Raw genomic sequence first — 24,726 nt, forward strand, 5'->3', positions numbered from 1 at the left:
CTTCACTCCCGATGGTCGTGGGTCTGGGTGATACGGCCATGTTCCACGTGGAACATGGCGACCGGCGTATCCGTGCGCCAGCTACCCCGCAACAATTCATGGTCTACACAGGTGATAAATACCTGGCAGTTCAAATCTTCTAATAAACGGCACAACGCGTTTCGGTGCTGCTCGTCCAACTCAGACGGCAAGTCATCCACCAGATAAATGCACTGGCCGCGCCGTGCCTGACTAACCAAATGCCCTTGGGCAATTCGCAAGGCACAAACCACTAGCTTCTGTTGGCCTCGCGACAAAATTTCAGCAGCGTTATGAGCGCCTAGACGCAAACGTAAGTCGGCTCGCTGAGGTCCGGCCTGGGTATGGCCGAGTTGCTGGTCGCGCTGCAGTGTCGAGCTGAGCACCGTTTGCAAATCCCGGTCTTTGTCCCAACCTCGGTAATAGCTGAGTGTCAGTCCTTCAAGCTCTACAAGCTCTAGAAGCACTCCCTCGAATACCGGCTTCAAAGCCTGGATATAGCTGCGTCGATAGCTATCAATTTCGTCGCCTGCCAGACACAGCTCGCGGTCCCAGGCCGCCTGCGAAGCGGCGTCAAGTGTACCATGCCGCAGCCATGAGTTCCGCTGCCGGAGGGCCTTCTGGAGCCTCTGCCACGCGGGCATAAAGCGAGGTTCCACGTGGAACACTCCCCAATCCAAGAACTGACGGCGTATTTTCGGAGCACCTTCAAGCAAGCGAAAACTGTCCGGATTGATCAATTGCAGCGGCAACGCTTCAGCAAGCTGAGCAGCGCTGCGTGCATTCTGGCCATCAATCCGAATTTGGAATTCACCCTGGCGATCACGTGAAACACCGAGGTTGCTGGAACCGCCTTCGGCCAAATCGACTTGGCCAAACACCGTGCACGCTTCCTGTTCGTACTGAATAACGGGCAGCAGACGAGCGCTGCGAAATGAGCGCGCCAAACCAAGCAAGTGGATAGCTTCGAGCAGGCTGGTTTTACCGCTGCCGTTTGCGCCGGAAAGGATGTTAATGCGGGGGGAGGGGGAGAGAGTCACCGGGTGCAGGTTGCGCACCGCGGTGACTGTAACGCGGCTGAGGGACATCTAGACTCGATTCAGGTCAGAGGCGCATCGGCATAACAACGTAAGCCGAATCGTCGTTGTCCGATTCCTGGACCAGCGCGCTGCTGTTTGAATCCGACAGAATTAGACGAACCTGTTCAGTGGTCATCACGCCCAATACGTCGAGCAGATAGCTCACGTTGAAGCCAATTTCCAGCGAGCCACCGTTGTAGTCGACAGCTACTTCTTCTTCCGCTTCTTCCTGTTCAGGGTTGTTCGCCTGAATCTTCAGCAGACCGTTAGCCAGCTGCAGACGGATGCCGCGGTACTTTTCGTTAGAGAGAATTGCAGTACGGCTGAATGCTTCACGCAGCGCTTGGCGATCACCCAGTACCAATTTGTCGCCACCTTTAGGCAGCACGCGCTCATAGTCAGGGAACTTGCCGTCAACCAGTTTGGAGGTGAACGTGAACTCGCCTGTTGTCGCGCGGATGTGATGCTGACCCAGCACGATATCGACGGTGCCGTCTTGCTCGGTAAGCAGGCGCGCCAATTCTAGAATGCCTTTGCGCGGAACGATCACCTGGTGACGGTCAGCCTGTTCGATACCGGCTTCCATCGAGCACATTGCGAGACGGTGGCCGTCGGTAGCCACGGCACGCAATACACCGGTTTGTACTTCGATCAGCATACCGTTCAGGTAGTAGCGAACGTCCTGCTGAGCCATCGCGAAACTAGTGCGCTCAATAAGGCGACGCAGCTTGCTCTGAATAAGCGTGAAGGTGAACGAGCCTGGACCTTCTTCCACAGTCGGGAAATCGTTGGCAGGCAGAGTGGAAAGGGTGAAGCGGCTACGGCCGGCCTTTACGACCAGTTTCGTTTCATCGACGCGGATATCGATCAACGCATCGTTAGGCAGGCTTTTGCAAATATCCATGAGCTTGCGCGCCGGAACGGTGATTTCGCCCGATTCTGCTGGCTCTTCCAGCGTTACACGGCCGACCAGTTCGACTTCGAGATCAGTACCGGTCAGCGAGAGCTGCTGGCCTTCAACAACCAACAACACGTTAGACAGCACCGGCAATGTCTGCCGGCGTTCAACCACGCCAGCGACCAGTTGCAACGGTTTCAACAGGGCTTCGCGTTGAATAGTGAAATGCATGGTCTAGTCCCTTTGCCTCGTGGGCTGCGTAATAGGTCAGGTGGTCAGCGTGCGCAGCAGATTCTTGTAGTCCTCGCGGATGTCCGCGTCGGATTCCCTAAGTTCAGCAATCTTACGGCAAGCATGCAATACCGTGGTGTGATCACGACCGCCGAACGCGTCGCCGATCTCCGGCAGGCTATGGTTGGTCAATTCTTTGGACAGCGCCATAGCCACTTGCCGAGGACGCGCCACGGAACGGGAGCGCCGCTTGGACAGCAGATCGGAAATCTTGATCTTGTAGTACTCAGCGACGGTGCGCTGAATGTTGTCGACGCTAACGAGTTTGTCTTGCAGCGCCAACAGATCCTTCAGCGACTCGCGTATCAGCTCGATGGTGATATCGCGGCCCATGAAGTGGGCGTGCGCGATTACGCGCTTCAACGCCCCTTCGAGTTCGCGTACGTTGGAACGGATGCGCTGAGCGATAAAAAAGGCGGCGTCGTGCGGCAGGTCCACTTTGGCCTGGTCTGCTTTCTTCATCAAAATCGCTACGCGCGTTTCCAACTCCGGCGGCTCGACCGCGACCGTCAAGCCCCAGCCAAAGCGCGACTTAAGACGCTCTTCCAGGCCCTCAATCTCTTTCGGGTAACGGTCACTGGTGAGAATCACCTGCTGGCCGCCTTCTAGAAGCGCGTTGAACGTGTGAAAGAATTCTTCTTGGGAGCGCTCTTTTTTTGCGAAGAACTGAATGTCGTCGATTAGCAGCGCGTCGACGGAACGGTAGAAGCGTTTGAATTCATTAATGGCATTTAGCTGGAGCGCTTTCACCATATCGGCTACAAAGCGCTCGGAATGCAGGTACACGACCTTGGCGTTGGGGTTCTTCTTTAATAGGTGGTTGCCCACCGCATGCATCAAGTGCGTTTTACCCAAACCAACTCCGCCATATAGAAACAACGGGTTGTAACCATGCTTCGGGTTATCCGCTACCTGCCACGCCGCCGCGCGAGCCAGCTGGTTGGACTTGCCCTCAACGAAGTTTTCAAAGGTAAAGGTGCGGTTTAGATAGCTTGTGTGCTTGAGCGCACCTTCAACCTGAACGGAGCGTTCATTACGAACGGGAGCGGTTTGCGAACTGGCCCCGGCCATAGGGTCGAAGCTCGCGCGCGACGGCTCGTTGCTGACAGCCGCCGCCATCGCTTCCTCGCGCAACGGCGCGGCAATTGGCGCGCTGACAGGCTGAGGTGCAGGGGAAGACATGCTCGCACGCGGAACCGCGGCGCGTTTGCTGCCTATTAATAAAGAGATCGCCGGCGCCATGCCTTCGCTGCGCTCATTCAGCAGTTCCAACAGACGGCTCATGTATTTTTCATTCACCCAATCCAGCACAAACCGGTTAGGTGCAAACACGCGCAATTCATCGCTGGAGGCTTCAACCTGCAGTGGACGAATCCATGTATTGAATTGCTGGGCCGGCAGCTCGTCGCGTAGAAGCTCTACACACTGCTGCCAAAGTTCCACCGACACAAACATCCCCTAGCCAAATAGGCTGCAACGCCCAAAACAGCGGGCATTGTACCCGCAGCCCAACCTACTTATCCACATGAGACGAACGCTTTCGACGCGCAAAATCAATGCCTTACTCACTTTTAACCAACGAAACGGCGAATCAGTAAAGTCTGTGGATAACTAAACCTGAGGCCTTGGGACAACCCGTAGGAAAAAGCTGTGTATAACCGGACTGTGGATAAAAACGCGTTCCATCCCCAGGTTATGCGCAGGTCTGGTACAGCCTACACACCCCTTCTGGACAGGGTTATCATCCGCTGTAAGCCAGGCGTAGCAATAGGCACAGCATTTTATCCACAGAGTCTCAGCAGCTAAGAGTAGTTAGCATTTTAAAGAAGATTTAAATCTCTCTTTCTTAATATTCTTTATCTACGCGCTTTCCATCAGAGAAATGCTGGTTGGAAATTGACCTGACCGCCTGGTTTCTCTAGAATCGCCGGTCTCTTAAAACGGGGGCCATTCCGGCCCGTTGTCGACCACCCAGGTAACGCACCATGAAACGCACTTTCCAACCCAGCACTATCAAGCGCGCTCGCACCCACGGTTTCCGTGCCCGTATGGCTACCAAGAACGGCCGTGCTGTTCTGTCCCGTCGTCGTGCCAAAGGCCGTAAGCGTCTGGCCGTCTGATAATTCGGCATCGGTGGTGAGTCAAGACTTCAGTCGGGAAAAGCGCCTGCTAACCCCTCGACAATTCAAGACAGTCTTCGACTCCCCCAGCGGTAAGGTTCCGGGTAAAAACGTCCTGCTTCTCGCGCGCAACAACGATCTTGATCATCCCCGCCTGGGTCTGGTCATCGGTAAGAAGAGCGTCAAGCTCTCTGTTGAACGCAACCGCCTCAAACGCGTCATCCGCGATTCATTCCGCCTCAACCAGGACAATCTGGTGGGCTGGGATATCGTGGTTGTCGCGCGTAAAGGCCTAGGTGATCTGGAGAACACTGAATTGGCAAACCAGTTCGGCAAACTCTGGAAACGCTTGGCACGCAGCAAGCCGAGCCCGGAAGCTGTCCCGCAATCAGGGGTTACCGACAGTCCCCATGCGTAAACTGGCCCTCGCGTCCATTCAGGTTTATCGCTACGCCATCAGCCCTTTGATGGCCAGTCACTGTCGTTTCTATCCCAGCTGTTCCTGCTACGCGTATGAAGCCATTGAACACCATGGTTTCATGCGCGGTGGCTGGCTGACCCTGCGTCGGCTTGGCCGTTGTCACCCATGGAATCCCGGCGGTTACGATCCGGTTCCAGGCGCTCCCATTTCCCGACCCCCTTCGATGGCCGAGTAATCATGGATATTAAACGCTCGATCCTGATCGCCGCGCTCGCAATCGTGTCCTACGTCATGGTTCTCAAGTGGAACGAAGACTACGGACAAACGTCCTTGCCGACTGCGAACACAGCCGCTGCGACCAGCAACACTGCTGCGCTTCCCGACGTTCCTGCTGCTAACAACACGGCCAACAGTGACGTTCCAAGCGCGCCGTCCAGCCAACCGGAAGCCGTTGCCGCCGCCCCTCAGGCGAGCAAAGACCTGATCCGCGTTAAAACCGACGTGCTTGAACTGGCCATCGATCCAAGCGGCGGCGACATCGTCCAACTGACGCTGCCGCAATACCCGCGCCGTCAAGATCGTCCGGACGTGCCGTTCCAGTTGTTCGACAATGGCAATGAGCGCACCTACCTAGCACAAAGCGGGCTGATCGGCGCGAATGCACCGGACTCGGCTAACGGCCGTGCCGTTTGGCAGACCGCTCAGAAGAGCTACCAACTGGCGGACGGCCAAAATAGCCTGACGGTCGATCTGACCTTCAGCCAAGGCGGCGTCAATTACATCAAGCGCTTCAGCTTCAAACGCGGTCTGAACCCGGAATGCTCTGTTAAAGAACAAGAGCTGAAGAAACCCGGTTGCGTTGATCCGTCGTCCTACCAGGTTGATGTGCGTTACCTCATCGACAACCAGAGCGCTGAAGCCTGGGCCGGCAACATGTATGCCCAGCTCAAGCGCGACAACAGTGACGACCCGTCGAAAACTGCTGCCACCAGCACCGCGACCTACCTCGGCGCGGCAATGGCCACTCACGATTCGGCCTACAAAAAAGTGTCGATGAGCGATATCGACAAGGCGCCTGCCAAAGAAACCGTGAAAGGTGGCTGGGTTGCCTGGTTGCAGCACTATTTCGTGACTGCTTGGATTCCAAGCCAGGACAACGACAACAGTGTTCAAACCCGTAAAGATTCCCAGGGCCGCTACATTGTTGGCTTTACCACCCCAAGCGTCAGCGTAGCGCCGGGCAGCAAAGGTGAAGTGTCGGCAATACTGTATGCCGGTCCGAAAATCCAGAAGCACCTTGGCTCGCTCGCTCCGGGTCTGGAGCTGACCGTCGATTACGGCATTCTGTGGTTTATCGCTCAGCCGATTTTCTGGCTGCTGCAACATATCCACAGCATCCTGGGCAACTGGGGTTGGTCGATCATCGTGTTGACGATGCTGATCAAGGGCTTGTTCTTCCCCCTCTCCGCCGCCAGCTACAAGTCGATGGCCCGTATGCGCGCCGTGGCTCCGAAATTAGCGGCCTTGAAAGAGCAGCATGGCGATGACCGGCAGAAAATGTCGCAAGCCATGATGGAGCTCTACAAGAAAGAGAGAATCAATCCACTGGGCGGCTGCCTGCCGATTCTGGTGCAGATGCCGGTTTTCCTGGCCTTGTATTGGGTGCTGCTGGAAAGCGTCGAGATGCGTCAGGCGCCTTGGATGTTCTGGATTACCGACCTGTCGATCAAAGACCCGTTCTTTATTCTGCCGTTGATCATGGGCGCCACCATGTTCATCCAGCAGCAGCTGAACCCCGCGCCGCCAGATCCGATGCAGGCCAAGGTGATGAAAATGATGCCGATCATCTTCACATTCTTCTTCCTGTGGTTCCCGGCTGGTCTGGTGCTGTACTGGGTCGTCAACAACTGCCTGTCCATCGCGCAGCAGTGGTACATCACTCGCAAGATCGAAGCCGCAGCCAAGACGGCCAACGCCTAAGTCTGGCTTGCTAAGCTGAAACAGCGCCCCGCCCGAGCAATACGTGGCGGGGCGTTTTGCTATCTGCCCTCCGGCCATGAGGGCTCAATCATGAGAACCGCGCCATGAACACTGCACGAGAAACCATCGCCGCCGTTGCCACTGCCCAGGGCCGCGCCGGCGTGGGAATCGTCCGCGTTTCCGGTCCACATGCCCAGGCCATTGCCGAAGCCATTGCGCAGCGCACCCTCAAGCCGCGCTATGCCCATTACGGACCGTTTCACGGTGAACAGGACCAGGTACTGGACGAAGGCTTGGCCCTGTACTTCCCCGGTCCGAACTCCTTCACCGGCGAGGACGTTCTTGAATTGCAGGGGCATGGCGGTCCTGTGGTGCTGGACCTGCTGTTGCGTCGCTGCCTCCAACTAGGCGCCCGTCTGGCAAGACCCGGCGAATTCAGCGAACGCGCCTTTCTCAACGACAAGCTTGATCTGGCCCAGGCAGAAGCCATTGCCGACCTGATTGAGGCCAGCTCCGAGCAAGCGGCGCGCAACGCCCTACGGTCCTTGCAGGGCGAGTTCTCACGCCGGGTTCATGGTCTGACCGAGCGCCTGATTGCGCTGCGTATTTATGTGGAAGCTGCCATCGACTTCCCGGAAGAAGAGATCGACTTTCTGGCCGACGGCCATGTACTGAGCATGCTCAACGAGGTGCGCAGCGATTTGACTGCTGTCCAGCGCGAGGCCAACCAGGGCGCGTTGCTGCGTGACGGAATGACGGTGGTGATCGCGGGTCGCCCCAATGCGGGCAAATCCAGCCTGCTAAACGCTCTGGCTGGTCGGGAGGCAGCGATCGTTACGGAAATCGCCGGCACCACCCGCGATGTGCTGCGCGAACATATCCACATCGACGGTATGCCACTGCATGTCGTCGACACCGCGGGTTTGCGCGACACCGATGACCAAGTAGAAAAAATAGGTGTAGAACGCGCGCTAAAAGCGATTGGCGAAGCGGACCGCGTGCTGCTGGTGGTGGATGCCACTTCACGCGAGGCGGCAGACCCCTTTGCGCTCTGGCCGGAGTTTCTCAGCACCAGGCCGGATCCTGCCAAGGTCACGTTAATTCGCAACAAAACCGACCTGTCGGGTGACGCGATCGGACTTGAGGTCAGCGAGGACGGCCATGTCACCATCAACCTGTCCGCTCGCTCGGCAGAAGGCCTGGAGCTGCTGCGCGATCATCTCAAAGCGTGCATGGGTTACGAGCAGACCGCTGAAAGCAGCTTCAGCGCCCGGCGCCGTCACTTGGAGGCGCTGCAGCATGCCAGCCAATCACTGGAACACGGTTACGCGCAGCTGACCCTGGCCGGCGCAGGCGAGTTGCTGGCTGAAGACCTGCGCATTGCCCAACAGGCATTGGGAGAAATCACCGGCGCGTTCAGTTCCGACGATTTGTTAGGACGAATCTTCTCGAGCTTCTGCATCGGAAAATAAACGCGACCGTTCCAACCGGCCCTGTTCACGTAGTGACGTCGACAGGGCTTTTTTATGCCCGCAGGATTAACCACAGCCCTTATTTAAACCCTGTGCATAACCGCCCCTAAGCCCAGTCGATAAGCAGGGGGCAAAGCTGGGGATGAATCGCCCTGTGCACAACATGCGCTTCCATCCACAGGTTTAAGGACGTTATCCAGAACCCTCCCGTGTACCTGACCACAGGCTTATACAATTCTGTCCACGCCGCTGTGCTTGGCCTGTAGCGTTCTATCCACAGAAAAGACCTGCATAAGTAATAAACATAAAAACAAAGCTTTAAAAAAATTCTCTCTTCTCTCTATTTATTAACAGGCCGGTGTACGACCAGCACGACCACCCAAGAAGGTTGGCTATTTTTTGTTCAAAAGGCTTCTTTCGGTTCGGGTAAATCCCTATACTTGCCGGCTTTCCGCTTTTCCCCTTTTCGGGTCAGTTAAAAGCCTCCCCAATTCTCAACAGGCACGAGGTGCGTGGTGGATTTCCCTTCCCGTTTTGATGTCATCGTTATCGGCGGCGGCCATGCCGGCACTGAAGCAGCGCTTGCTGCTGCACGGATGGGCGTCAAAACCTTGCTGCTCAGCCACAACGTCGACACGCTCGGACACATGAGCTGCAACCCGGCGATTGGTGGCATCGGCAAGAGCCATCTGGTGAAGGAAATCGACGCACTGGGCGGCGCCATGGCTGAAGCCACCGACAAAGGCGGCATTCAGTTCCGTGTACTCAACAGCCGCAAAGGCCCAGCCGTACGTGCCACCCGCGCCCAAGCCGACCGCATGCTGTACAAAGCAGCGATTCGCGAAACCCTGGAAAACCAGCCCAATCTGTGGATATTCCAACAGTCCTGTGACGACCTGATCGTCGAGCAAGACCAAGTTCGCGGCGTTGTTACGCAAATGGGCCTGCGCTTCTTCGCTGAATCGGTGGTGCTGACCACGGGCACCTTTCTCGGCGGACTTATCCACATCGGCTTGCAGAATCACTCCGGTGGCCGCGCAGGCGACCCGCCTTCAATCGCGCTGGCCCAACGTTTACGCGAACACCCGTTGCGGGTCGGTCGCCTGAAAACCGGCACGCCGCCACGCATTGATGGCCGCTCCGTCGACTTCTCGGTGATGACCGAACAGCCAGGCGACACGCCCATTCCGGTGATGTCCTTCCTCGGCAACAAGCAACAGCACCCACGCCAGGTGAGTTGCTGGATTACTCACACCAACGCCCGCACCCACGAAATCATCGCCGCGAACCTCAACCGGTCGCCGATGTACTCGGGTGTGATCGAAGGCATCGGTCCACGCTACTGCCCGTCGATTGAAGACAAGATTCACCGCTTTGCCGACAAGGACAGCCACCAGGTGTTTATCGAGCCTGAAGGCTTGAACACCCACGAGTTGTATCCGAACGGCATTTCGACCTCGCTGCCGTTTGACGTGCAGCTGGAGCTGGTGCGTTCGATCCGCGGCATGGAAAACGCCCATATCGTTCGGCCGGGTTACGCCATTGAGTACGACTACTTTGACCCGCGTGATCTGAAATACAGCCTCGAAACCAAAGTGATTGCCGGGCTGTTCTTTGCCGGCCAGATCAACGGCACCACCGGCTACGAAGAAGCCGGCGCCCAGGGCCTGTTGGCCGGCGCCAACGCTGCATTGCGTGCGCAGGGCAAAGACAGTTGGTGCCCGCGCCGCGATGAAGCCTACATCGGCGTGTTGGTCGACGACCTGATCACCCTCGGCACCCAAGAGCCGTACCGCATGTTCACCTCCCGTGCCGAGTACCGCCTGATCTTGCGCGAAGACAACGCCGACCTCCGCCTCACCGAAAAAGGCCGTGAGCTGGGCCTGGTCGACGACCGTCGCTGGGCGGCGTTCTGCGCCAAGCGCGAAGGCATTGAGCGCGAGGAGCAACGGCTGAAGAGCACGTGGGTGCGCCCGAACACGCCGCAGGGCGACGCGATTGCCGCGCGCTTCGGTACGCCGCTGACCCACGAATACAACCTGATGAGCCTGCTGACCCGTCCTGAAGTGGACTACGCCGGCTTAATCGAGGTAACCGGCCCCGGCCACGACGATCCGCAGGTTGCTGAACAGGTGGAAATCAAAACCAAGTACGCCGGCTACATCGACCGTCAGCAAGACGAAATTGCCCGCCTGCGTGCCAGCGAAAACACCAAGCTGCCAGCGGATATCGACTACACCGCCATTGCCGGTCTTTCCAAAGAAATTCAGAGCAAGCTCAGCCAAGGTCGCCCGGAAACGCTGGGCCAGGCCTCGCGAATTCCCGGCGTAACGCCGGCGGCGATTTCCCTGTTGATGATCAACTTGAAAAAGCGCAGTGCCGGTCGTGAGCTGGAGCAAAGCGTCTGATGTCATCGGTTACTGCGCAACATGCTGAAGAATTGTCCCGTGGCGCCGCCGAGCTGGGCGTTGCACTGACCGAACAGCAACACGCCTTTCTTTTGGGCTATCTCGCATTGCTGATCAAGTGGAACAAGGCTTACAACCTGACCGCCGTGCGCGACCCAAACGAAATGGTTTCCCGCCACCTGCTCGACAGCCTGAGCGTGGTGCCTTTTGTCGCAGAAGGCGGAACCTCGTGGCTGGACGTCGGCAGCGGCGGTGGAATGCCGGGCATTCCGTTGGCAATCATGTTCCCAGACCGCCAATTCACTCTGTTGGACTCCAATGGCAAGAAAACGCGGTTTCTCACGCAGGTGAAGCTCGAGCTCAAACTGTCGAACCTGGAAGTTATCCACAGCCGGGTCGAGGCGTTCACCCCAGCCCAGGCATTTTCCGGAATCTGCTCACGCGCATTCAGTTCGCTGCAGGATTTTTCCGAGTGGACTCGGCATCTAGGCGACACCGAAACGCGCTGGTTGGCCATGAAAGGCGTGCACCCCGACGACGAGCTGCAAGCGCTGCCCGCCGACTTTGAATTGGCTGCAACGCACGTGCTCAAGGTTCCCGGTTGCCAAGGTCAACGGCATCTGTTGATACTGCGCCGCATCATATGATCGGGACCGACGCTGACCATGGCTAAAGTAATCGCCATCGCCAACCAGAAAGGCGGTGTGGCCAAAACCACCACGTGCATCAACCTCGCTGCATCGCTGGTGGCGACCAAGCGCCGTGTGCTGCTCATCGACCTGGATCCACAGGGCAATGCCACCACCGGCAGCGGTGTGGATAAGTTGGCTTTGGAGCACTCGGTGTATGACGTGCTCATTGGCGAATGCGACCTGGCGCAAGCCATGCAGTTTTCCGAGCACGGTGGTTATCAGCTGCTTCCGGCGAACCGCGACCTGACCGCCGCCGAGGTGGCGTTGCTGCATATGCCGGCGAAGGAACACCGTCTACGCGAAGCGCTGGCACCGATCCGCGAAAATTACGATTACATCCTCATCGACTGCCCGCCTTCACTGTCCATGCTGACGGTCAACGCCTTGGTGGCCGCTGACGGCGTGATCATTCCGATGCAGTGCGAGTACTACGCGCTCGAAGGGCTGACTGATCTGGTCAACTCGATCCAGCGCATCGGCAAGCTGCTTAATCCTTCGCTGAAAATCGAAGGTCTGCTGCGCACCATGTACGACCCGCGCATCAGCCTCACCAACGATGTGTCCGCCCAGCTAAAAGCGCATTTCGGCGACCAGCTCTACGACACCGTTATTCCCCGCAACGTGCGCCTGGCCGAGGCGCCGAGTTTTGGCATGCCTGCCTTGGCGTACGACAAGCAATCCCGTGGCGCCCTCGCCTACTTAGCACTGGCCGGTGAATTGTCCCGGCGTCAGCGCAGCGCCACCCGAACCGCAAAAGCATAAGGATTATCCATGGCCAGCAAAAAACGAGGTCTCGGACGCGGACTGGACGCCCTGCTGGGCGGAACCAGCGTTAATGCTTTGCAAGAAGAAGCCGCGCACGTCGACACCCGTGAGCTGCAATACCTGCCACTGGATCTGATTCAGCGCGGCAAATACCAACCGCGCCGTGACATGGACGCTACTGCCCTCGAAGAGCTGGCGCAGTCCATCCGCGCCCAGGGCGTGATGCAACCGATTGTGGTGCGCCCAATCGGTAATGGCCGGTTTGAAATCATCGCCGGTGAACGCCGTTGGCGTGCCAGCCAGCAAGCCGGACTGGACAAGATTCCGGCCATGGTTCGCGAAGTGCCGGATGAAGCGGCCATTGCCATGGCACTGATCGAAAACATCCAGCGCGAAGACCTCAACCCGATTGAAGAAGCCGTAGCCTTGCAGCGGTTGCAGCAAGAATTCCAACTGACCCAACAGCAAGTCGCTGAAGCGGTCGGCAAATCGCGCGTCACCATCACCAATTTGCTGCGTCTGATCTCCCTTCCCGAGGAAATCAAAACGCTGCTTTCCCACGGTGATCTGGAAATGGGCCACGCCCGCGCGCTGCTCGGTTTACCGGCAGAACAGCAGGTCGAAGGGGCGCGACACGTTGTCGCACGAGCGCTAACCGTGCGCCAAACTGAGGCACTGGTTCGTCAGTGGATGAGCACAAAAGAGAAACCGACTACAGCTCCTAAAGCCGATCCTGACATCAGTCGGCTTGAACAGCGCCTCGCAGAGCGGCTGGGCTCGCCGGTACAGATCAAGCATGGACAGAAGGGTAAGGGTCAGTTGGTCATCCGCTACAACTCGTTAGACGAGTTACAAGGCGTCTTGGCCCACATCAAGTGAAGCCTTTCCCGACATAATTAGTCATGTAGCGTGTAGTCGGAAATCACTACCGGGCAGTTGAATAGGGGGGGAACGCCCCCTATACTCTGCGCGCATTTTGTCGGCACAAACTATGCCAAGTCGTTGATTTACAGCGGCAGACACCAGAGGCCGAAAGCCGGAGATAGTTGATGGATGCCCGCACGCCCAACCGCCTGCCCTTCCATCGTTTGCCGGTGTTCCCCGTGTTGTTGGTTCAACTCGTCGTATTGCTAATCGCAGCCGTCGTTTTGTGGCAATGGCGCGGCGCGGTAAGTGGTTACTCTGGCGCGCTCGGCGGTTTGATTGCCTGGTTACCGAATATTTACTTTGCCCATAAGGCCTTCCGATTCACCGGAGCCCGGGCAGCCCAAGCGATAGTCCGGTCTTTTTATGCCGGCGAAGCGGGCAAATTGATTCTGACGGCAGTGCTGTTTGCACTGACCTTTGCAGGGGTGAAGCCTCTGGATGCGCTGGCGGTATTTGGCGTTTTCCTTCTGACCCAGTTGGTCAATTGGTTCGCTCCCCTGCTTACAACAAGATTTTTGAGACCTTAGGGCGTTTGAGGCACACATGGCAGAACAGACCGCTTCGGGCTACATCCAGCACCACTTGCAGAACCTGACCTTTGGGAAACTGCCAAGCGGCGATTGGGGCTTTGCCCACACTGCACAAGAAGCCAAAGAAATGGGCTTCTGGGCTTTTCACGTAGACACCCTGGGCTGGTCCGTAGCCTTGGGTCTGATCTTCATCCTGTTGTTCCGCATGGCTGCAAAGAAAGCCACTTCCGGCCAGCCTGGCGGTTTGCAGAACTTCGTTGAAGTGATGATCGAATTCGTCGACACCAGCGTTAAGGACAGCTTCCACGGCCGCAACAAGGTTATCGCGCCCCTGGCTCTGACCATTTTCGTCTGGGTGTTCCTGATGAACGCCGTCGACCTGGTGCCTGTGGACTGGATTCCACAACTGGCCATCCTGATCTCCGGCGATCACCACATTCCTTTCCGCGCTGTATCCACCACTGACCCGAATGCCACCCTCGGCATGGCGTTCTCTGTGTTCGCGCTGATTATTTACTACAGCATCAAAGTCAAAGGCATCGGTGGCTTCATCGGTGAACTGACCCTGCACCCATTCGGCAGTAAGAACATCGCCGTTCAGATCCTTCTGATCCCGGTTAACTTCCTGCTGGAGTTCGTCACCCTGATTGCCAAGCCTATTTCGTTGGCACTGCGGTTGTTCGGCAATATGTACGCCGGTGAGCTGGTGTTCATTCTGATCGCTGTGATGTTCGGCAGTGGTCTGTTGTGGCTGAGCGGCCTGGGTGTGGCGCTGCAGTGGGCATGGGCGGTGTTCCACATTCTGATCATCACCCTGCAAGCGTTCATCTTCATGATGCTCACCATCGTTTATCTGTCGATGGCGCACGAAGACAACCACTGATAGCGCGCAAGCGCTGGCAGTGAGCGGCCTCTGCCTGGGGCCGCAGCCCGCAAGGGCGAGCAAGTTTGCTTTACCGCTTTACCTTAAAAACTAACCAATACGACATAAAAAGTCGGGAGGAAAGATGGAAACTGTAGTTGGTCTGACCGCGATCGCCGTAGCTCTGCTGATTGGCCTGGGTGCCCTGGGTACCGCCATTGGTTTCGGCCTGCTGGGCGGCAAATTCCTGGAAGGCGCTGCGCGTCAACCGGAAATGGTTCCGATGCTGCAAGTTAAAATGTTCATCGTCGCTGGTCTGCTGGACGCCGTGACCATGATCGGTGTTGGTATCGCACTGTTCTTCACCTTCGCGAACCCCTTCGTTGGTCAACTTGCAGGCTAATCACTCTTTTTTGAGTGATTGGTTTGACGGACAACGAACGAGCGAGGTGTTGGCGTGAACATTAATGCAACCCTGATTGGCCAGTCCGTTGCCTTCTTCATCTTTGTGCTCTTTTGCATGAAGTACGTGTGGCCTCCGGTCATCGCGGCTTTGCAAGAGCGTCAAAAGAAGATTGCTGATGGATTGGACGCTGCAAGCCGTGCGGCTCGCGATTTGGAGCTCGCCCACGAGAAAGTGGGTCAGCAACTGCGCGAAGCCAAAACTCAGGCAGCTGAAATCATTGAGCAAGCCAAAAAGCGCGCTACCCAGATCGTCGACGAAGCTCGCGATCAGGCCCGTGTCGAAGGTGAGCGCCTGAAGGCTCAGGCTCAGGCCGAGATCGAACAGGAACTGAACAGCGTCAAAGACGCCCTGCGTGCCCAACTGGGTGGCTTGGCGATCAGCGGTGCTGAGAAGATCCTGGGCGCCACTATCGACCAAAACGCGCATGCGGAGCTGGTTTCCAAACTGGCAGCCGAAATTTAAGCGAGGGCGCGATCATGGCAGAACTGACCACGTTGGCCCGACCTTACGCCAAGGCAGCTTTTGAGTACGCTCAGGCCCACCAGCAACTGGCCAATTGGTCAGCCATGCTCGGCCTGGCTGCGGAGGTGTCGCAAGACGCCACCGTACAGCGCGTGCTCACGGCCCCGCGTTTGACGAGTACAGACAAGGCCACCGCCTTCATTGAGGTGTGTGGTGACAAGTTCGATGCCAAGGTACAGAACTTCATCCAGGTATTAGCCGAGAACAATCGTCTCGCGCTGCTGCCGCAAATCGCCGAATTGTTCGAGCTGTTGAAAGCCGAGCAGGAAAAATCGGTCGATGTGGATGTAGTCAGTGCTTTTGCATTGAACGACGAACAGCAAGACAAACTCGCCAAGGTTCTCAGTGCACGGCTCGGCCGGGAAGTGCGCCTGCACGCTGCGGAGGATGCCAGCCTTATTGGTGGCGTCGTAATCCGCGCCGGCGACCTGGTTATCGATGGCTCAGTTCGCGGCAAAATCGCGAAACTAGCCGAAGCATTGAAACTTTGAGTTTGAAGGGGCAGCAGAGCAATGCAGCAACTCAATCCTTCCGAAATTAGTGAAATCATCAAGGGTCGCATCGACAAGCTCGATGTGGCCTCCCAAGCCCGCAACGAAGGCACCATCGTCAGCGTTTCCGACGGTATCGTGCGTATTCACGGTCTCGCCGACGCTATGTACGGTGAAATGATCGAGTTCCCGGGCGGCGTCTATGGCATGGCCATGAACCTTGAGCGCGACTCCGTCGGCGCCGTGGTTCTGGGGCAATACCAGTCGCTGGCTGAAGGCATGAGCGCCAAGTGCACCGGCCGCATCCTCGAAGTTCCGGTTGGTCCGGAACTGCTGGGTCGCGTAGTCGATGCTCTGGGTAACCCTGTCGACGGTAAAGGCCCGCTGAACAACGTCGCTACCGACGCGGTTGAAAAGGTTGCACCGGGCGTGATCTGGCGTAAATCGGTCGACCAGCCAGTGCAAACTGGCTACAAGGCCGTCGACGCCATGATCCCGGTTGGTCGCGGTCAGCGTGAGCTGATCATCGGTGACCGTCAGATCGGTAAAACCGCTCTGGCCATCGACGCCATCATCAACCAGAAGAACAGCGGCATCCGTTGCGTATACGTAGCGATCGGTCAGAAGCAATCGACCATCGCCAACGTGGTTCGCAAACTGGAAGAAAACGGCGCGTTGGCTAACACCATCATCGTCGCGGCCAGTGCTTCCGAATCCGCTGCGCTGCAATTCATTGCGCCGTACGCCGGCTGCACCATGGGCGAATACTTCCGTGACCGCGGTGAAGACGCGCTGATCGTTTATGACGATCTGTCCAAGCAGGCTGTGGCGTATCGCCAAATCTCCCTGCTGCTGCGCCGTCCGCCAGGCCGCGAAGCCTACCCAGGCGACGTGTTCTATCTCCACAGCCGTCTGCTGGAGCGCGCATCCCGCGTATCCGAAGAGTACGTAGAGAAGTTCACCAACGGCGCCGTAACGGGCAAAACCGGTTCCCTGACTGCTCTGCCGATCATCGAAACCCAAGCTGGCGACGTTTCCGCGTTCGTTCCGACCAACGTGATTTCCATCACCGACGGTCAGATCTTCCTGGAATCGGCGATGTTCAACTCCGGCATCCGTCCGGCAGTGAACGCCGGTGTATCGGTATCGCGTGTTGGTGGTGCTGCTCAGACCAAGATCATCAAGAAGCTCTCCGGTGGTATCCGTACCGCTCTGGCTCAGTACCGTGAATTGGCGGCTTTCGCCCAGTTCGCTTCTGACCTGGACGAAGCCACCCGTAAGCAGCTTGAGCATGGTCAGCGTGTTACCGAGCTGATGAAGCAGAAGCAATACGCGCCGATGTCCACCGCCGACATGGCGTTGTCCCTGTATGCCGCCGAGCGTGGCTACTTGGTCGACGTCGAGATCGCGAAAATCGGCAGCTTTGAACAGGCTCTGATTGCTTACTTCAACCGCGACTTGGCCGATCTGATGGCCAAGATCAACGTGAAGGGTGACTTCAACGACGAAATCGACGCAGGCATGAAAGCCGGCATCGAGAAGTTCAAAGCCACCCAAACCTGGTAAGTGCGATGGGGGCTGCGGCCCCCATCCTGCTAGCCGATAGGTGTACCTATATAGGTGTTGCATGGCAGGCGCAAAAGAGATTCGCAGCAAGATTGCGAGCATCAAAAGCACGCAAAAGATCACCAGCGCCATGGAAAAGGTCGCTGTCAGCAAGATGCGCAAAGCACAAATGCGCATGGCTGCCAGCCGTCCTTACGCGGAGCGTATCCGCCAGGTGATTGGTCATCTGGCCAACGCTAACCCGGAATACCGCCACCCGTTCATGATCAACCGCGAAGTTAAGCGCGTCGGTTATGTGGTAGTGAGCAGTGACCGTGGTCTGTGCGGTGGCTTGAATACCAACCTGTTCAAGGCCTTGGTCAAGGACATGGCGGTAAACCGCGAGAACGGCGTAGAGATCGATATCTGCGTAGTAGGCAGCAAGGGTGCGGCGTTCTTCCGCAACTTCGGCGGTAACGTCGTCGCTGCAATCAGCCACCTGGGCGAAGAGCCGTCGATCAATGATCTGATCGGCAGCGTCAAGGTGATGCTGGATGCCTACCTGGATGGCCGTATTGATCGCCTGTCCGTGGTTTCCAACAAGTTCGTCAACACGATGACGCAGAAGCCGACAGTGGAGCAGTTGATTCCGCTGGAAGCCGATCCGGATCAAGATCTCAAGCATCACTGGGATTACCTCTACGAACCCGACGCCAAAGAGCTGCTTGACGGCCTGATGGTGCGCTACGTGGAGTCGCAGGTTTACCAGGCGGTGGTCGAGAACAACGCTGCTGAACAAGCAGCCCGGATGATCGCGATGAAGAATGCGACTGACAACGCCGGTGATCTGATCAGCGATTTGCAGCTGATCTACAACAAGGCACGTCAGGCGGCGATCACCCAAGAGATCTCGGAAATCGTTGGCGGCGCTGCCGCGGTTTGATACCGGTTCAAATATTCAGAGGATCCAGCTATGAGTAGCGGACGTATCGTACAAATCATCGGCGCCGTGATTGACGTGGAATTCCCACGTGATCAGGTTCCGAGCATCTACGACGCCTTGAAAGTTCAAGGCGCCGAAACCACCCTCGAAGTTCAGCAGCAGCTGGGCGACGGCGTGGTTCGTACCATTGCGATGGGCTCGACCGAAGGCTTGAAGCGCGGTCTAGACGTCAACAACACTGGCGCAGCCATTTCGGTACCGGTCGGTAAAGCGACCCTGGGCCGCATCATGGACGTACTGGGCAACCCAATCGACGAAGCCGGTCCGATCGGCGAAGAAGAGCGCTGGGGCATTCACCGCCCGGCTCCTTCCTTCGCGGAACAAGCTGGCGGCAACGACCTGCTGGAAACTGGCATCAAGGTTATCGACCTGGTTTGCCCGTTTGCCAAAGGCGGTAAGGTTGGTCTGTTCGGTGGTGCCGGTGTTGGTAAAACCGTAAACATGATGGAGCTGATCCGTAACATCGCCATCGAGCACAGCGGTTATTCCGTGTTTGCTGGTGTGGGTGAGCGTACTCGTGAGGGTAACGACTTCTACCACGAGATGAAGGACTCCAACGTTCTCGACAAAGTAGCCTTGGTCTACGGTCAGATGAACGAGCCACCAGGCAACCGTCTGCGCGTAGCGTTGACCGGTCTGACCATGGCCGAGAAATTCCGTGACGAAGGTAACGACGTTCTGCTGTTCGTCGACAACATCTACCGTTACACCCTCGCCGGTACCGAAGTATCCGCACTGCTGGGCCGTATGCCTTCTGCAGTAGGTTACCAACCGACCCTGGCCGAAGAGATGGGCGTTCTGCAAGAACGTATTACTTCGACCAAGCAAGGTTCGATCACCTCGATCCAAGCGGTATACGTACCAGCGGACGACTTGACCGACCCGTCGCCAGCGACCACCTTCGCCCACTTGGACGCCACCGTCGTTCTGTCCCGTGACATCGCCTCCCTGGGTATCTACCCAGCGGTCGACCCACTCGACTCGACTTCGCGCCAGCTGGATCCGAACGTAATTGGCCAGGACCACTACGACACCGCTCGCGGCGTTCAGTACGTTCTGCAGCGCTACAAAGAGCTGAAAGACATCATCGCGATCCTGGGTATGGACGAGCTGTCGGAAACCGACAAGCAGTTGGTATCCCGCGCTCGTAAGATTCAGCGCTTCTTGTCGCAGCCGTTCTTCGTGGCTGAAGTCTTCACCGGTGCTTCGGGCAAATACGTTTCCCTGAAAGACACCATTGCTGGCTTCAAAGGCATCCTCAACGGTGACTACGACCACCTGCCAGAACAAGCGTTCTACATGGTCGGCAGCATCGAAGAAGCTATCGAGAAAGCCAAGAAACTGTAATCCCAGCGCCCGGAAACGGGCGCTAATCAGGTTGAGGCAAGCAAATGGCTATGACAGTCCATTGCGATATCGTCAGCGCAGAAGGCGAAATCTTCTCCGGTCTGGTCGAGATGGTGGTAGCGAGCGGTCTCTTGGGTGATCTTGGTATCGCCATGGGTCACGCCCCGCTGATCACTGCTTTGAAGCCGGGCCCGATTCGCCTGATCAAGCAAGGCGGCGACACCGAGGTGTTCTACATCTCCGGTGGTTTCCTGGAAGTGCAGCCGAACATGGTTAAGGTTTTGGCCGACACCGTGCAACGTGCAGACGACCTGGATGAAGCTTCCGCTCAAGAGGCCGTTAAGGCCGCTGAGAAAGCATTGCATGAGAAAGGCGCGGAGTTCGACTACGGTTCCGCCGCTGCCCGTCTGGCCGAGGCTGCAGCTCAGCTGCGCACCGTTCAGCAAATTCGCAAGAAGTTCGGCGGCTAACCCCGCAGCGCTTCATCGCGATCGAGTAAAAGGGTAGCCTTGGCTACCCTTTTTCTTTTTCAGAAATTGGCGTTTCGCCCCACCGGGCACGCTCATCGCTACTGATAGTTCTTGCGCACTTCTCGCTGAACACCCCGTTCGCCGAACCCCATTTTCAACCTGCTCAGGACCCCGCCCCATGTCACTCGATATCGTCATCCTCGCCGCCGGCCAAGGCACCCGCATGCGTTCGGCATTGCCGAAAGTGCTGCACCCCATCGCCGGTAAGTCCATGCTCGGACACGTTATCGACACCGCCCGCCAGCTGCAGCCCAGCAGCCTGCAAGTGGTGATTGGCCATGGCGCCGACAAGGTTCGCGAGCAGCTGGCCGCTGCCGACCTCTCCTTCGTGCTGCAAGCCGAACAACTAGGCACCGGCCACGCCGTGGCCCAGGCGCTGCCCAAACTGAGCGCTGAGAAAGTGCTGATTCTCTACGGCGACGTGCCGTTGATTGAAGAGCAAACCTTGCAGCGCCTGCTGGCACTGGTCACCGATCAACAACTGGGCCTGCTCACCGTTGAGCTCGCCGACTCCACGGGCTACGGCCGTATCGTGCGCAACGCGCAGGGCAGCGTGCAGGCCATCGTCGAGCACAAAGACGCCAACGACGCCCAACGCGCCATCCGTGAAGGCAACACTGGCATTCTCGCCGTACCCGGCAAGCGCCTGGCCGAGTGGCTGGGTCGACTGTCCAACAGCAACGCCCAGGGCGAGTACTACCTCACCGACGTCATTGCCATGGCCGTCGCCGATGGGCTGGTGGTCGCCACAGAGCAAGCCACCGACGAGATGGAAGTACTCGGCGCTAACGACCGCATCCAACTGGCGCAACTTGAGCGTCACTATCAATACCGTGCCGCCCGCCGCCTGATGGCCCAAGGCGTCACGCTGATCGACCCGGCTCGTTTCGACGTTCGCGGCGAAGTTACCGTCGGCCGCGACGTGCTCATCGACATCAACGTCATCCTCGAAGGCCGCGTCGTCATTGAAGACAACGTTCAGATCGGCCCCAACTGCGTGATCAAAAACAGCACGCTGCGCAACGGCGCCATCGTCAAAGCCAACAGCCACCTGGAAGGTGCCGAGATGGGCGAAGGCGCCGACTGCGGCCCGTTTGCCCGCTTGCGTCCCGGCTCGGTTCTAGGCGCCAAGGCCCATGTGGGTAACTTCGTCGAGCTTAAGAACGCGGTGTTGGGCAAAGGCGCCAAAGCCGGCCACCTGAGTTACTTGGGCGATGCTGAAATCGGCGCCCGCACCAACATCGGCGCCGGCACCATCACCTGCAACTACGACGGCGCCAACAAGCACCGCACCGTGTTGGGCGCCGACGTCTTTATCGGCTCCAACAGCGCACTGGTAGCGCCGGTCACCCTCGGCGACGGCGCCACCACAGGCGCCGGCTCCGTGATCACCGCCGACATTCCTGCCGAAACCCTCGGCGTTGGCCGTGCCAAACAGCGCAACATCGAAGGATGGAAGCGTCCCGTCAAGAAGTAGAAGCTTGAGGTAGGCGCGTAGGAGCGAGCTTGCTCGCGAAGCTTCTGATTTAGCCGTTCGTGGCAGAAATCGGTTCGCGAGCAAGCTCGCTCCTACAGAACCCGAAACTTCACGCTTGACGCAAAACCTTCGTTTTGTTTTGATTCGCGCACTTATCTTTCGAATCGAAACTTAACGCATGTCAAAGCGCAACACGCCGCAACGTCGCCACACCATCCTCGCCCTGCTTTCCGAGCACGGCGAGGTGAGTGTCGATGAGCTGTCCAAAGCGTTCAGCACGTCCGAAGTCACCATTCGCAAAGACCTCGCCGCTCTTGAAAGCAACGGTTTGCTGCTGCGCCGCTACGGTGGCGCGATCCCCATGCCGCAGGAGTTAATCGCCGACAGTGCGCAGCCCGTTTCCCAGTACAAACACGCCATCGCCCGCGCTGGCGTCGCCTGTATCAAAGAACACGCGCGCATCATCATCGACAGCGGCACCACCACTGCCGCCATGATTCCCCAGCTCGGTCACAAGCCCGGTCTGGTGGTCATGACCAATTCTCTGAACGTCGCCCGCGCCCTTAGCGAGCTTGAGCATGAACCCGTGTTGCTGATGACCGGCGGCACCTGGGACCCGCACTCCGAATCGTTCCAGGGCCAGGTCGCCGAACAGGTGCTGCGTTCCTACGACTTCGACCAATTGTTTATCGGCGCCGACGGTATCGACCTCGCGCGCGGCACCACCACGTTCAACGAATTGCTGGGCCTGAGCCGCGTCATGGCTGAGGTGGCCCGTGAGGTCATCGTTATGGTCGAGTCCGACAAAATCGGCCGCAAGATTCCCAACCTGGAACTGCCCTGGAGCAGCGTCCAAACCCTCATCACCGATGACCGTCTCGACCTTGAGACGCGCGCATCCATCACCGCGCGTGGGGTCAATGTGATCTGCGCGGCGTTGCAAGCTTAAGGAGAAATGTATGTGTGGCATCGTCGGCGCAGTGGCTGAACGCAACATCACCGCCATCCTGCTGGAAGGCCTGAAACGTCTGGAATACCGCGGCTACGACAGCGCAGGGCTGGCCGTTTTCAGCAACGACAACGTGCTCGAACGCCGTCGCCGCGTCGGCAAGGTTGGCGAGCTGGAACAAGCGCTGACCGCCGAACCGCTCGCCGGCCGCCTGGGCATCGCCCACACCCGCTGGGCCACACACGGTGCGCCGAGCGAGCGCAACGCCCACCCGCACTTCTCCGGCAATGACCTGGCCGTGGTGCACAACGGCATCATTGAAAACCACGAAGTGCTGCGCAAACAGCTGCAGGAACTGGGTTACGTGTTCACCTCGGACACCGACACCGAAGTGATCGTCCATCTGCTCGACCACAAATTGAAAGCGCTGGGCGACCTCACCGTGGCGCTCAAAGCCACCGTTAAAGACCTGCACGGCGCTTATGGCCTGGCCGTGATCAGCGCCAAGCAACCCGACCGTCTGCTTGCCGCCCGCAGCGGCAGCCCGCTGGTGATCGGCTTGGGCCTGGGGGAAAACTTCCTGGCTTCCGACCAATTGGCACTGCGCCAGGTCACCGACCGTTTCATGTACCTGGAAGAAGGCGACATCGCTGAAATCCACCGCGACAGCGTGCACATCTGGAACGTCGCCGGCGAGCCCGTGGTGCGCGAAAGCGTGCAGTACCACGAAGGCGCCGAAGCGGCCGACAAAGGCGCTTACCGCCATTTCATGCTCAAGGAAATTCACGAACAACCGGTGGTGGTGCAACGCACTCTGGAAGGCCGCTTGGGCGCTGACCACGTGCTGGTTCAGGCATTCGGCCCTCAAGCTGCCGAGCTGTTTGCCAAAGTGCAGAACGTGCAAATCGTCGCCTGCGGCACCAGCTTCCACGCCGGTATGGTCGCCCGTTACTGGCTGGAAGAATTGGCCGGCATTCCCTGCCAGGTCGAAGTCGCCAGCGAATTCCGCTACCGCAAAGTGGTGGTGCAGCCGGGAACGTTGTTCGTCAGCATTTCGCAATCCGGTGAAACCGCAGACACCCTGGCCGCCCTGCGCAACGGCAAAGCCAAACCGTCAGATGCGGGTGGGTACCTGGCGAGCCTGGCCATCTGCAACGTGGGCATCAGCTCCCTGGTGCGCGAGTCCGACCTGACGCTGCTAACCCAAGCCGGCCCGGAAATCGGCGTCGCCTCCACCAAGGCGTTCACCACCCAGTTGGTTGCGCTGATGCTGTTGACGCTCTCCCTTGGCCAAGTTCGCGGCACCCTGGCGCCCGGTGTCGAAGCCGGCCTGGTGGACGACCTGCGCCGCTTGCCAACCCGCCTCGGTGAAGCCTTGGCCATGGATGCCACGGTGGAGAAAATCTCCGAACTGTTCGCCGAAAAACACCACGCCCTGTTCCTCGGCCGTGGTGCGCAATACCCGGTGGCCATGGAAGGTGCCCTGAAGCTCAAGGAAATTTCATATATCCACGCCGAGGCTTATCCGGCTGGTGAGCTCAAGCACGGCCCGTTGGCGCTGGTCGACAGCGACATGCCAGTGGTGACCGTGGCGCCGAACAACGAGTTGCTGGAAAAGCTCAAATCGAACCTGCAGGAAGTGCGCGCCCGTGGCGGCGAGCTGATCGTATTCGCCGACGGCCAGGCCGGCATGAGCAATGGCGAAGGCACGCATGTGGTGAACATGCCGCACATCTGCGATGCGCTGGCGCCGATCCTCTACACCGTGCCGCTGCAATTGCTCTCGTACTACGTGGCGGTGCTGCGCGGCACTGACGTCGACCAGCCGCGCAACCTGGCAAAAAGCGTGACGGTGGAATAACCGAAAGCGGCTGTGGATAACACTTATCCACAGCCGCTTCGTCCCGCACAACGAACTATTCGGCCTGCTTCG

24 protein-coding genes are annotated in these 24,726 nt (G+C 58.1%); 21 read left to right on the forward strand and 3 right to left on the reverse strand.

Annotation, left to right across the window (positions count from 1 at the left end):
- Positions 1–2: 2 nt before the first annotated feature.
- From recF to dnaA, 3 genes are read right to left on the reverse strand one after another with little or no spacing between them, the layout of a single operon-like run.
- Positions 3–1,106, reverse strand: a complete 1,104-nt coding sequence (gene recF, locus ACZZZU_RS14665) for a DNA replication/repair protein RecF (RefSeq protein ID WP_463551026.1) — start codon at positions 1,104–1,106, stop codon at positions 3–5.
- 16 nt (positions 1,107–1,122) lie between these two features.
- A complete protein-coding gene (gene dnaN / locus ACZZZU_RS14670) occupies positions 1,123–2,226 on the reverse strand; it encodes a DNA polymerase III subunit beta (RefSeq protein ID WP_463540606.1) in 1,104 nt (367 codons plus the stop codon).
- A 36-nt stretch (positions 2,227–2,262) separates the two neighbouring features.
- Positions 2,263–3,735, reverse strand: a complete 1,473-nt coding sequence (gene dnaA, locus ACZZZU_RS14675; RefSeq protein WP_122492455.1) for a chromosomal replication initiator protein DnaA — start codon at positions 3,733–3,735, stop codon at positions 2,263–2,265.
- A gap of 536 nt (positions 3,736–4,271) precedes the next feature.
- On the opposite strand from dnaA, the gene rpmH reads away from it, so the two are divergent.
- The 21 genes from rpmH to glmS all read left to right on the forward strand — a co-directional run bounded on the left by rpmH (position 4,272) and on the right by glmS (position 24,654).
- Positions 4,272–4,406 carry a 50S ribosomal protein L34 gene (gene rpmH, locus ACZZZU_RS14680; RefSeq protein ID WP_002551315.1) on the forward strand — a complete coding sequence of 45 codons (135 nt, stop codon included), beginning with the start codon at positions 4,272–4,274 and terminating at the stop codon, positions 4,404–4,406.
- 16 nt (positions 4,407–4,422) lie between these two features.
- Positions 4,423–4,824 (forward strand): ribonuclease P protein component, encoded by a 402-nt coding sequence (gene rnpA / locus ACZZZU_RS14685; RefSeq protein ID WP_205898598.1) that lies wholly within the window; start codon positions 4,423–4,425, stop codon positions 4,822–4,824.
- A complete protein-coding gene (yidD, locus tag ACZZZU_RS14690; protein WP_122449903.1) occupies positions 4,817–5,062 on the forward strand; it encodes a membrane protein insertion efficiency factor YidD in 246 nt (81 codons plus the stop codon). The genes rnpA and yidD overlap by 8 nt, the downstream gene beginning before the upstream one ends.
- Positions 5,063–5,064: 2 nt before the next feature.
- Positions 5,065–6,807: a membrane protein insertase YidC gene (gene yidC / locus ACZZZU_RS14695; RefSeq protein WP_463551027.1), complete on the forward strand. Its 1,743-nt coding sequence runs from the start codon at positions 5,065–5,067 to the stop codon at positions 6,805–6,807.
- A gap of 104 nt (positions 6,808–6,911) precedes the next feature.
- Positions 6,912–8,279 (forward strand): tRNA uridine-5-carboxymethylaminomethyl(34) synthesis GTPase MnmE, encoded by a 1,368-nt coding sequence (gene mnmE / locus ACZZZU_RS14700; protein WP_463551028.1) that lies wholly within the window; start codon positions 6,912–6,914, stop codon positions 8,277–8,279.
- A 515-nt stretch (positions 8,280–8,794) separates the two neighbouring features.
- Positions 8,795–10,687: a tRNA uridine-5-carboxymethylaminomethyl(34) synthesis enzyme MnmG gene (mnmG, locus tag ACZZZU_RS14705; RefSeq protein WP_463551029.1), complete on the forward strand. Its 1,893-nt coding sequence runs from the start codon at positions 8,795–8,797 to the stop codon at positions 10,685–10,687.
- Positions 10,687–11,334 carry a 16S rRNA (guanine(527)-N(7))-methyltransferase RsmG gene (gene rsmG, locus ACZZZU_RS14710; protein WP_463384325.1) on the forward strand — a complete coding sequence of 216 codons (648 nt, stop codon included), beginning with the start codon at positions 10,687–10,689 and terminating at the stop codon, positions 11,332–11,334. The genes mnmG and rsmG overlap by 1 nt, the downstream gene beginning before the upstream one ends.
- Before the next feature lie 18 nt (positions 11,335–11,352).
- On the forward strand, positions 11,353–12,141 hold the full coding sequence (locus ACZZZU_RS14715; RefSeq protein WP_122492283.1) for a ParA family protein: 789 nt from the start codon (positions 11,353–11,355) through the stop codon (positions 12,139–12,141).
- A gap of 9 nt (positions 12,142–12,150) precedes the next feature.
- A complete protein-coding gene (locus ACZZZU_RS14720) occupies positions 12,151–13,023 on the forward strand; it encodes a ParB/RepB/Spo0J family partition protein (protein ID WP_463384326.1) in 873 nt (290 codons plus the stop codon).
- Positions 13,024–13,193: 170 nt separating this feature from the next.
- Positions 13,194–13,598 (forward strand): F0F1 ATP synthase subunit I, encoded by a 405-nt coding sequence (locus ACZZZU_RS14725; protein ID WP_122492285.1) that lies wholly within the window; start codon positions 13,194–13,196, stop codon positions 13,596–13,598.
- 16 nt (positions 13,599–13,614) lie between these two features.
- A complete protein-coding gene (gene atpB / locus ACZZZU_RS14730; protein ID WP_122492286.1) occupies positions 13,615–14,484 on the forward strand; it encodes a F0F1 ATP synthase subunit A in 870 nt (289 codons plus the stop codon).
- Between the two features lie 124 nt (positions 14,485–14,608).
- Positions 14,609–14,866: a F0F1 ATP synthase subunit C gene (gene atpE / locus ACZZZU_RS14735; RefSeq protein ID WP_002555987.1), complete on the forward strand. Its 258-nt coding sequence runs from the start codon at positions 14,609–14,611 to the stop codon at positions 14,864–14,866.
- A gap of 54 nt (positions 14,867–14,920) precedes the next feature.
- Positions 14,921–15,391 carry a F0F1 ATP synthase subunit B gene (locus tag ACZZZU_RS14740; RefSeq protein WP_122449894.1) on the forward strand — a complete coding sequence of 157 codons (471 nt, stop codon included), beginning with the start codon at positions 14,921–14,923 and terminating at the stop codon, positions 15,389–15,391.
- A gap of 14 nt (positions 15,392–15,405) precedes the next feature.
- The gene (locus ACZZZU_RS14745) at positions 15,406–15,942 is read left to right on the forward strand and encodes a F0F1 ATP synthase subunit delta (RefSeq protein ID WP_122449893.1); all 537 of its coding nucleotides are present in this window, start codon (positions 15,406–15,408) and stop codon (positions 15,940–15,942) included.
- Positions 15,943–15,963: 21 nt separating this feature from the next.
- The gene (gene atpA / locus ACZZZU_RS14750; RefSeq protein WP_122492287.1) at positions 15,964–17,508 is read left to right on the forward strand and encodes a F0F1 ATP synthase subunit alpha; all 1,545 of its coding nucleotides are present in this window, start codon (positions 15,964–15,966) and stop codon (positions 17,506–17,508) included.
- Positions 17,509–17,569: 61 nt separating this feature from the next.
- Positions 17,570–18,430 carry a F0F1 ATP synthase subunit gamma gene (gene atpG, locus ACZZZU_RS14755; protein WP_122492288.1) on the forward strand — a complete coding sequence of 287 codons (861 nt, stop codon included), beginning with the start codon at positions 17,570–17,572 and terminating at the stop codon, positions 18,428–18,430.
- A 30-nt stretch (positions 18,431–18,460) separates the two neighbouring features.
- Entirely contained in the window at positions 18,461–19,837 is a 1,377-nt protein-coding gene (gene atpD / locus ACZZZU_RS14760; RefSeq protein WP_122449890.1) for a F0F1 ATP synthase subunit beta, read from the forward strand.
- A 44-nt stretch (positions 19,838–19,881) separates the two neighbouring features.
- Positions 19,882–20,307, forward strand: a complete 426-nt coding sequence (locus tag ACZZZU_RS14765; protein WP_122449889.1) for a F0F1 ATP synthase subunit epsilon — start codon at positions 19,882–19,884, stop codon at positions 20,305–20,307.
- A 178-nt stretch (positions 20,308–20,485) separates the two neighbouring features.
- On the forward strand, positions 20,486–21,844 hold the full coding sequence (glmU, locus tag ACZZZU_RS14770) for a bifunctional UDP-N-acetylglucosamine diphosphorylase/glucosamine-1-phosphate N-acetyltransferase GlmU (protein WP_463551030.1): 1,359 nt from the start codon (positions 20,486–20,488) through the stop codon (positions 21,842–21,844).
- A 178-nt stretch (positions 21,845–22,022) separates the two neighbouring features.
- Positions 22,023–22,793 (forward strand): DeoR/GlpR family DNA-binding transcription regulator, encoded by a 771-nt coding sequence (locus ACZZZU_RS14775; RefSeq protein ID WP_463551031.1) that lies wholly within the window; start codon positions 22,023–22,025, stop codon positions 22,791–22,793.
- A gap of 10 nt (positions 22,794–22,803) precedes the next feature.
- On the forward strand, positions 22,804–24,654 hold the full coding sequence (glmS, locus tag ACZZZU_RS14780; RefSeq protein ID WP_463551032.1) for a glutamine--fructose-6-phosphate transaminase (isomerizing): 1,851 nt from the start codon (positions 22,804–22,806) through the stop codon (positions 24,652–24,654).
- Positions 24,655–24,726 lie beyond the last annotated feature (72 nt).

It is taken from the genome of Pseudomonas sp. AC136 (assembly GCF_979258585.1).

Bases quoted from the DNA above. Each gene is read 5' to 3' on its own strand.
- recF (WP_463551026.1), bottom strand. From the start codon at position 1,106: ATGTCCCTCAGCCGCGTTACAGTCACCGCGGTGCGCAACCTGCACCCG.
- dnaN (WP_463540606.1), bottom strand. From the start codon at position 2,226: ATGCATTTCACTATTCAACGCGAAGCCCTGTTGAAACCGTTGCAACTG.
- rpmH (WP_002551315.1), top strand. From the start codon at position 4,272: ATGAAACGCACTTTCCAACCCAGCACTATCAAGCGCGCTCGCACCCAC.
- yidD (WP_122449903.1), top strand. From the start codon at position 4,817: ATGCGTAAACTGGCCCTCGCGTCCATTCAGGTTTATCGCTACGCCATC.
- yidC (WP_463551027.1), top strand. From the start codon at position 5,065: ATGGATATTAAACGCTCGATCCTGATCGCCGCGCTCGCAATCGTGTCC.
- mnmE (WP_463551028.1), top strand. From the start codon at position 6,912: ATGAACACTGCACGAGAAACCATCGCCGCCGTTGCCACTGCCCAGGGC.
- rsmG (WP_463384325.1), top strand. From the start codon at position 10,687: ATGTCATCGGTTACTGCGCAACATGCTGAAGAATTGTCCCGTGGCGCC.
- ACZZZU_RS14715 (WP_122492283.1), top strand. From the start codon at position 11,353: ATGGCTAAAGTAATCGCCATCGCCAACCAGAAAGGCGGTGTGGCCAAA.
- ACZZZU_RS14720 (WP_463384326.1), top strand. From the start codon at position 12,151: ATGGCCAGCAAAAAACGAGGTCTCGGACGCGGACTGGACGCCCTGCTG.
- ACZZZU_RS14725 (WP_122492285.1), top strand. From the start codon at position 13,194: ATGGATGCCCGCACGCCCAACCGCCTGCCCTTCCATCGTTTGCCGGTG.
- atpB (WP_122492286.1), top strand. From the start codon at position 13,615: ATGGCAGAACAGACCGCTTCGGGCTACATCCAGCACCACTTGCAGAAC.
- atpE (WP_002555987.1), top strand. From the start codon at position 14,609: ATGGAAACTGTAGTTGGTCTGACCGCGATCGCCGTAGCTCTGCTGATT.
- ACZZZU_RS14745 (WP_122449893.1), top strand. From the start codon at position 15,406: ATGGCAGAACTGACCACGTTGGCCCGACCTTACGCCAAGGCAGCTTTT.
- atpA (WP_122492287.1), top strand. From the start codon at position 15,964: ATGCAGCAACTCAATCCTTCCGAAATTAGTGAAATCATCAAGGGTCGC.
- atpG (WP_122492288.1), top strand. From the start codon at position 17,570: ATGGCAGGCGCAAAAGAGATTCGCAGCAAGATTGCGAGCATCAAAAGC.
- atpD (WP_122449890.1), top strand. From the start codon at position 18,461: ATGAGTAGCGGACGTATCGTACAAATCATCGGCGCCGTGATTGACGTG.
- ACZZZU_RS14765 (WP_122449889.1), top strand. From the start codon at position 19,882: ATGGCTATGACAGTCCATTGCGATATCGTCAGCGCAGAAGGCGAAATC.
- glmU (WP_463551030.1), top strand. From the start codon at position 20,486: ATGTCACTCGATATCGTCATCCTCGCCGCCGGCCAAGGCACCCGCATG.
- ACZZZU_RS14775 (WP_463551031.1), top strand. From the start codon at position 22,023: ATGTCAAAGCGCAACACGCCGCAACGTCGCCACACCATCCTCGCCCTG.
- glmS (WP_463551032.1), top strand. From the start codon at position 22,804: ATGTGTGGCATCGTCGGCGCAGTGGCTGAACGCAACATCACCGCCATC.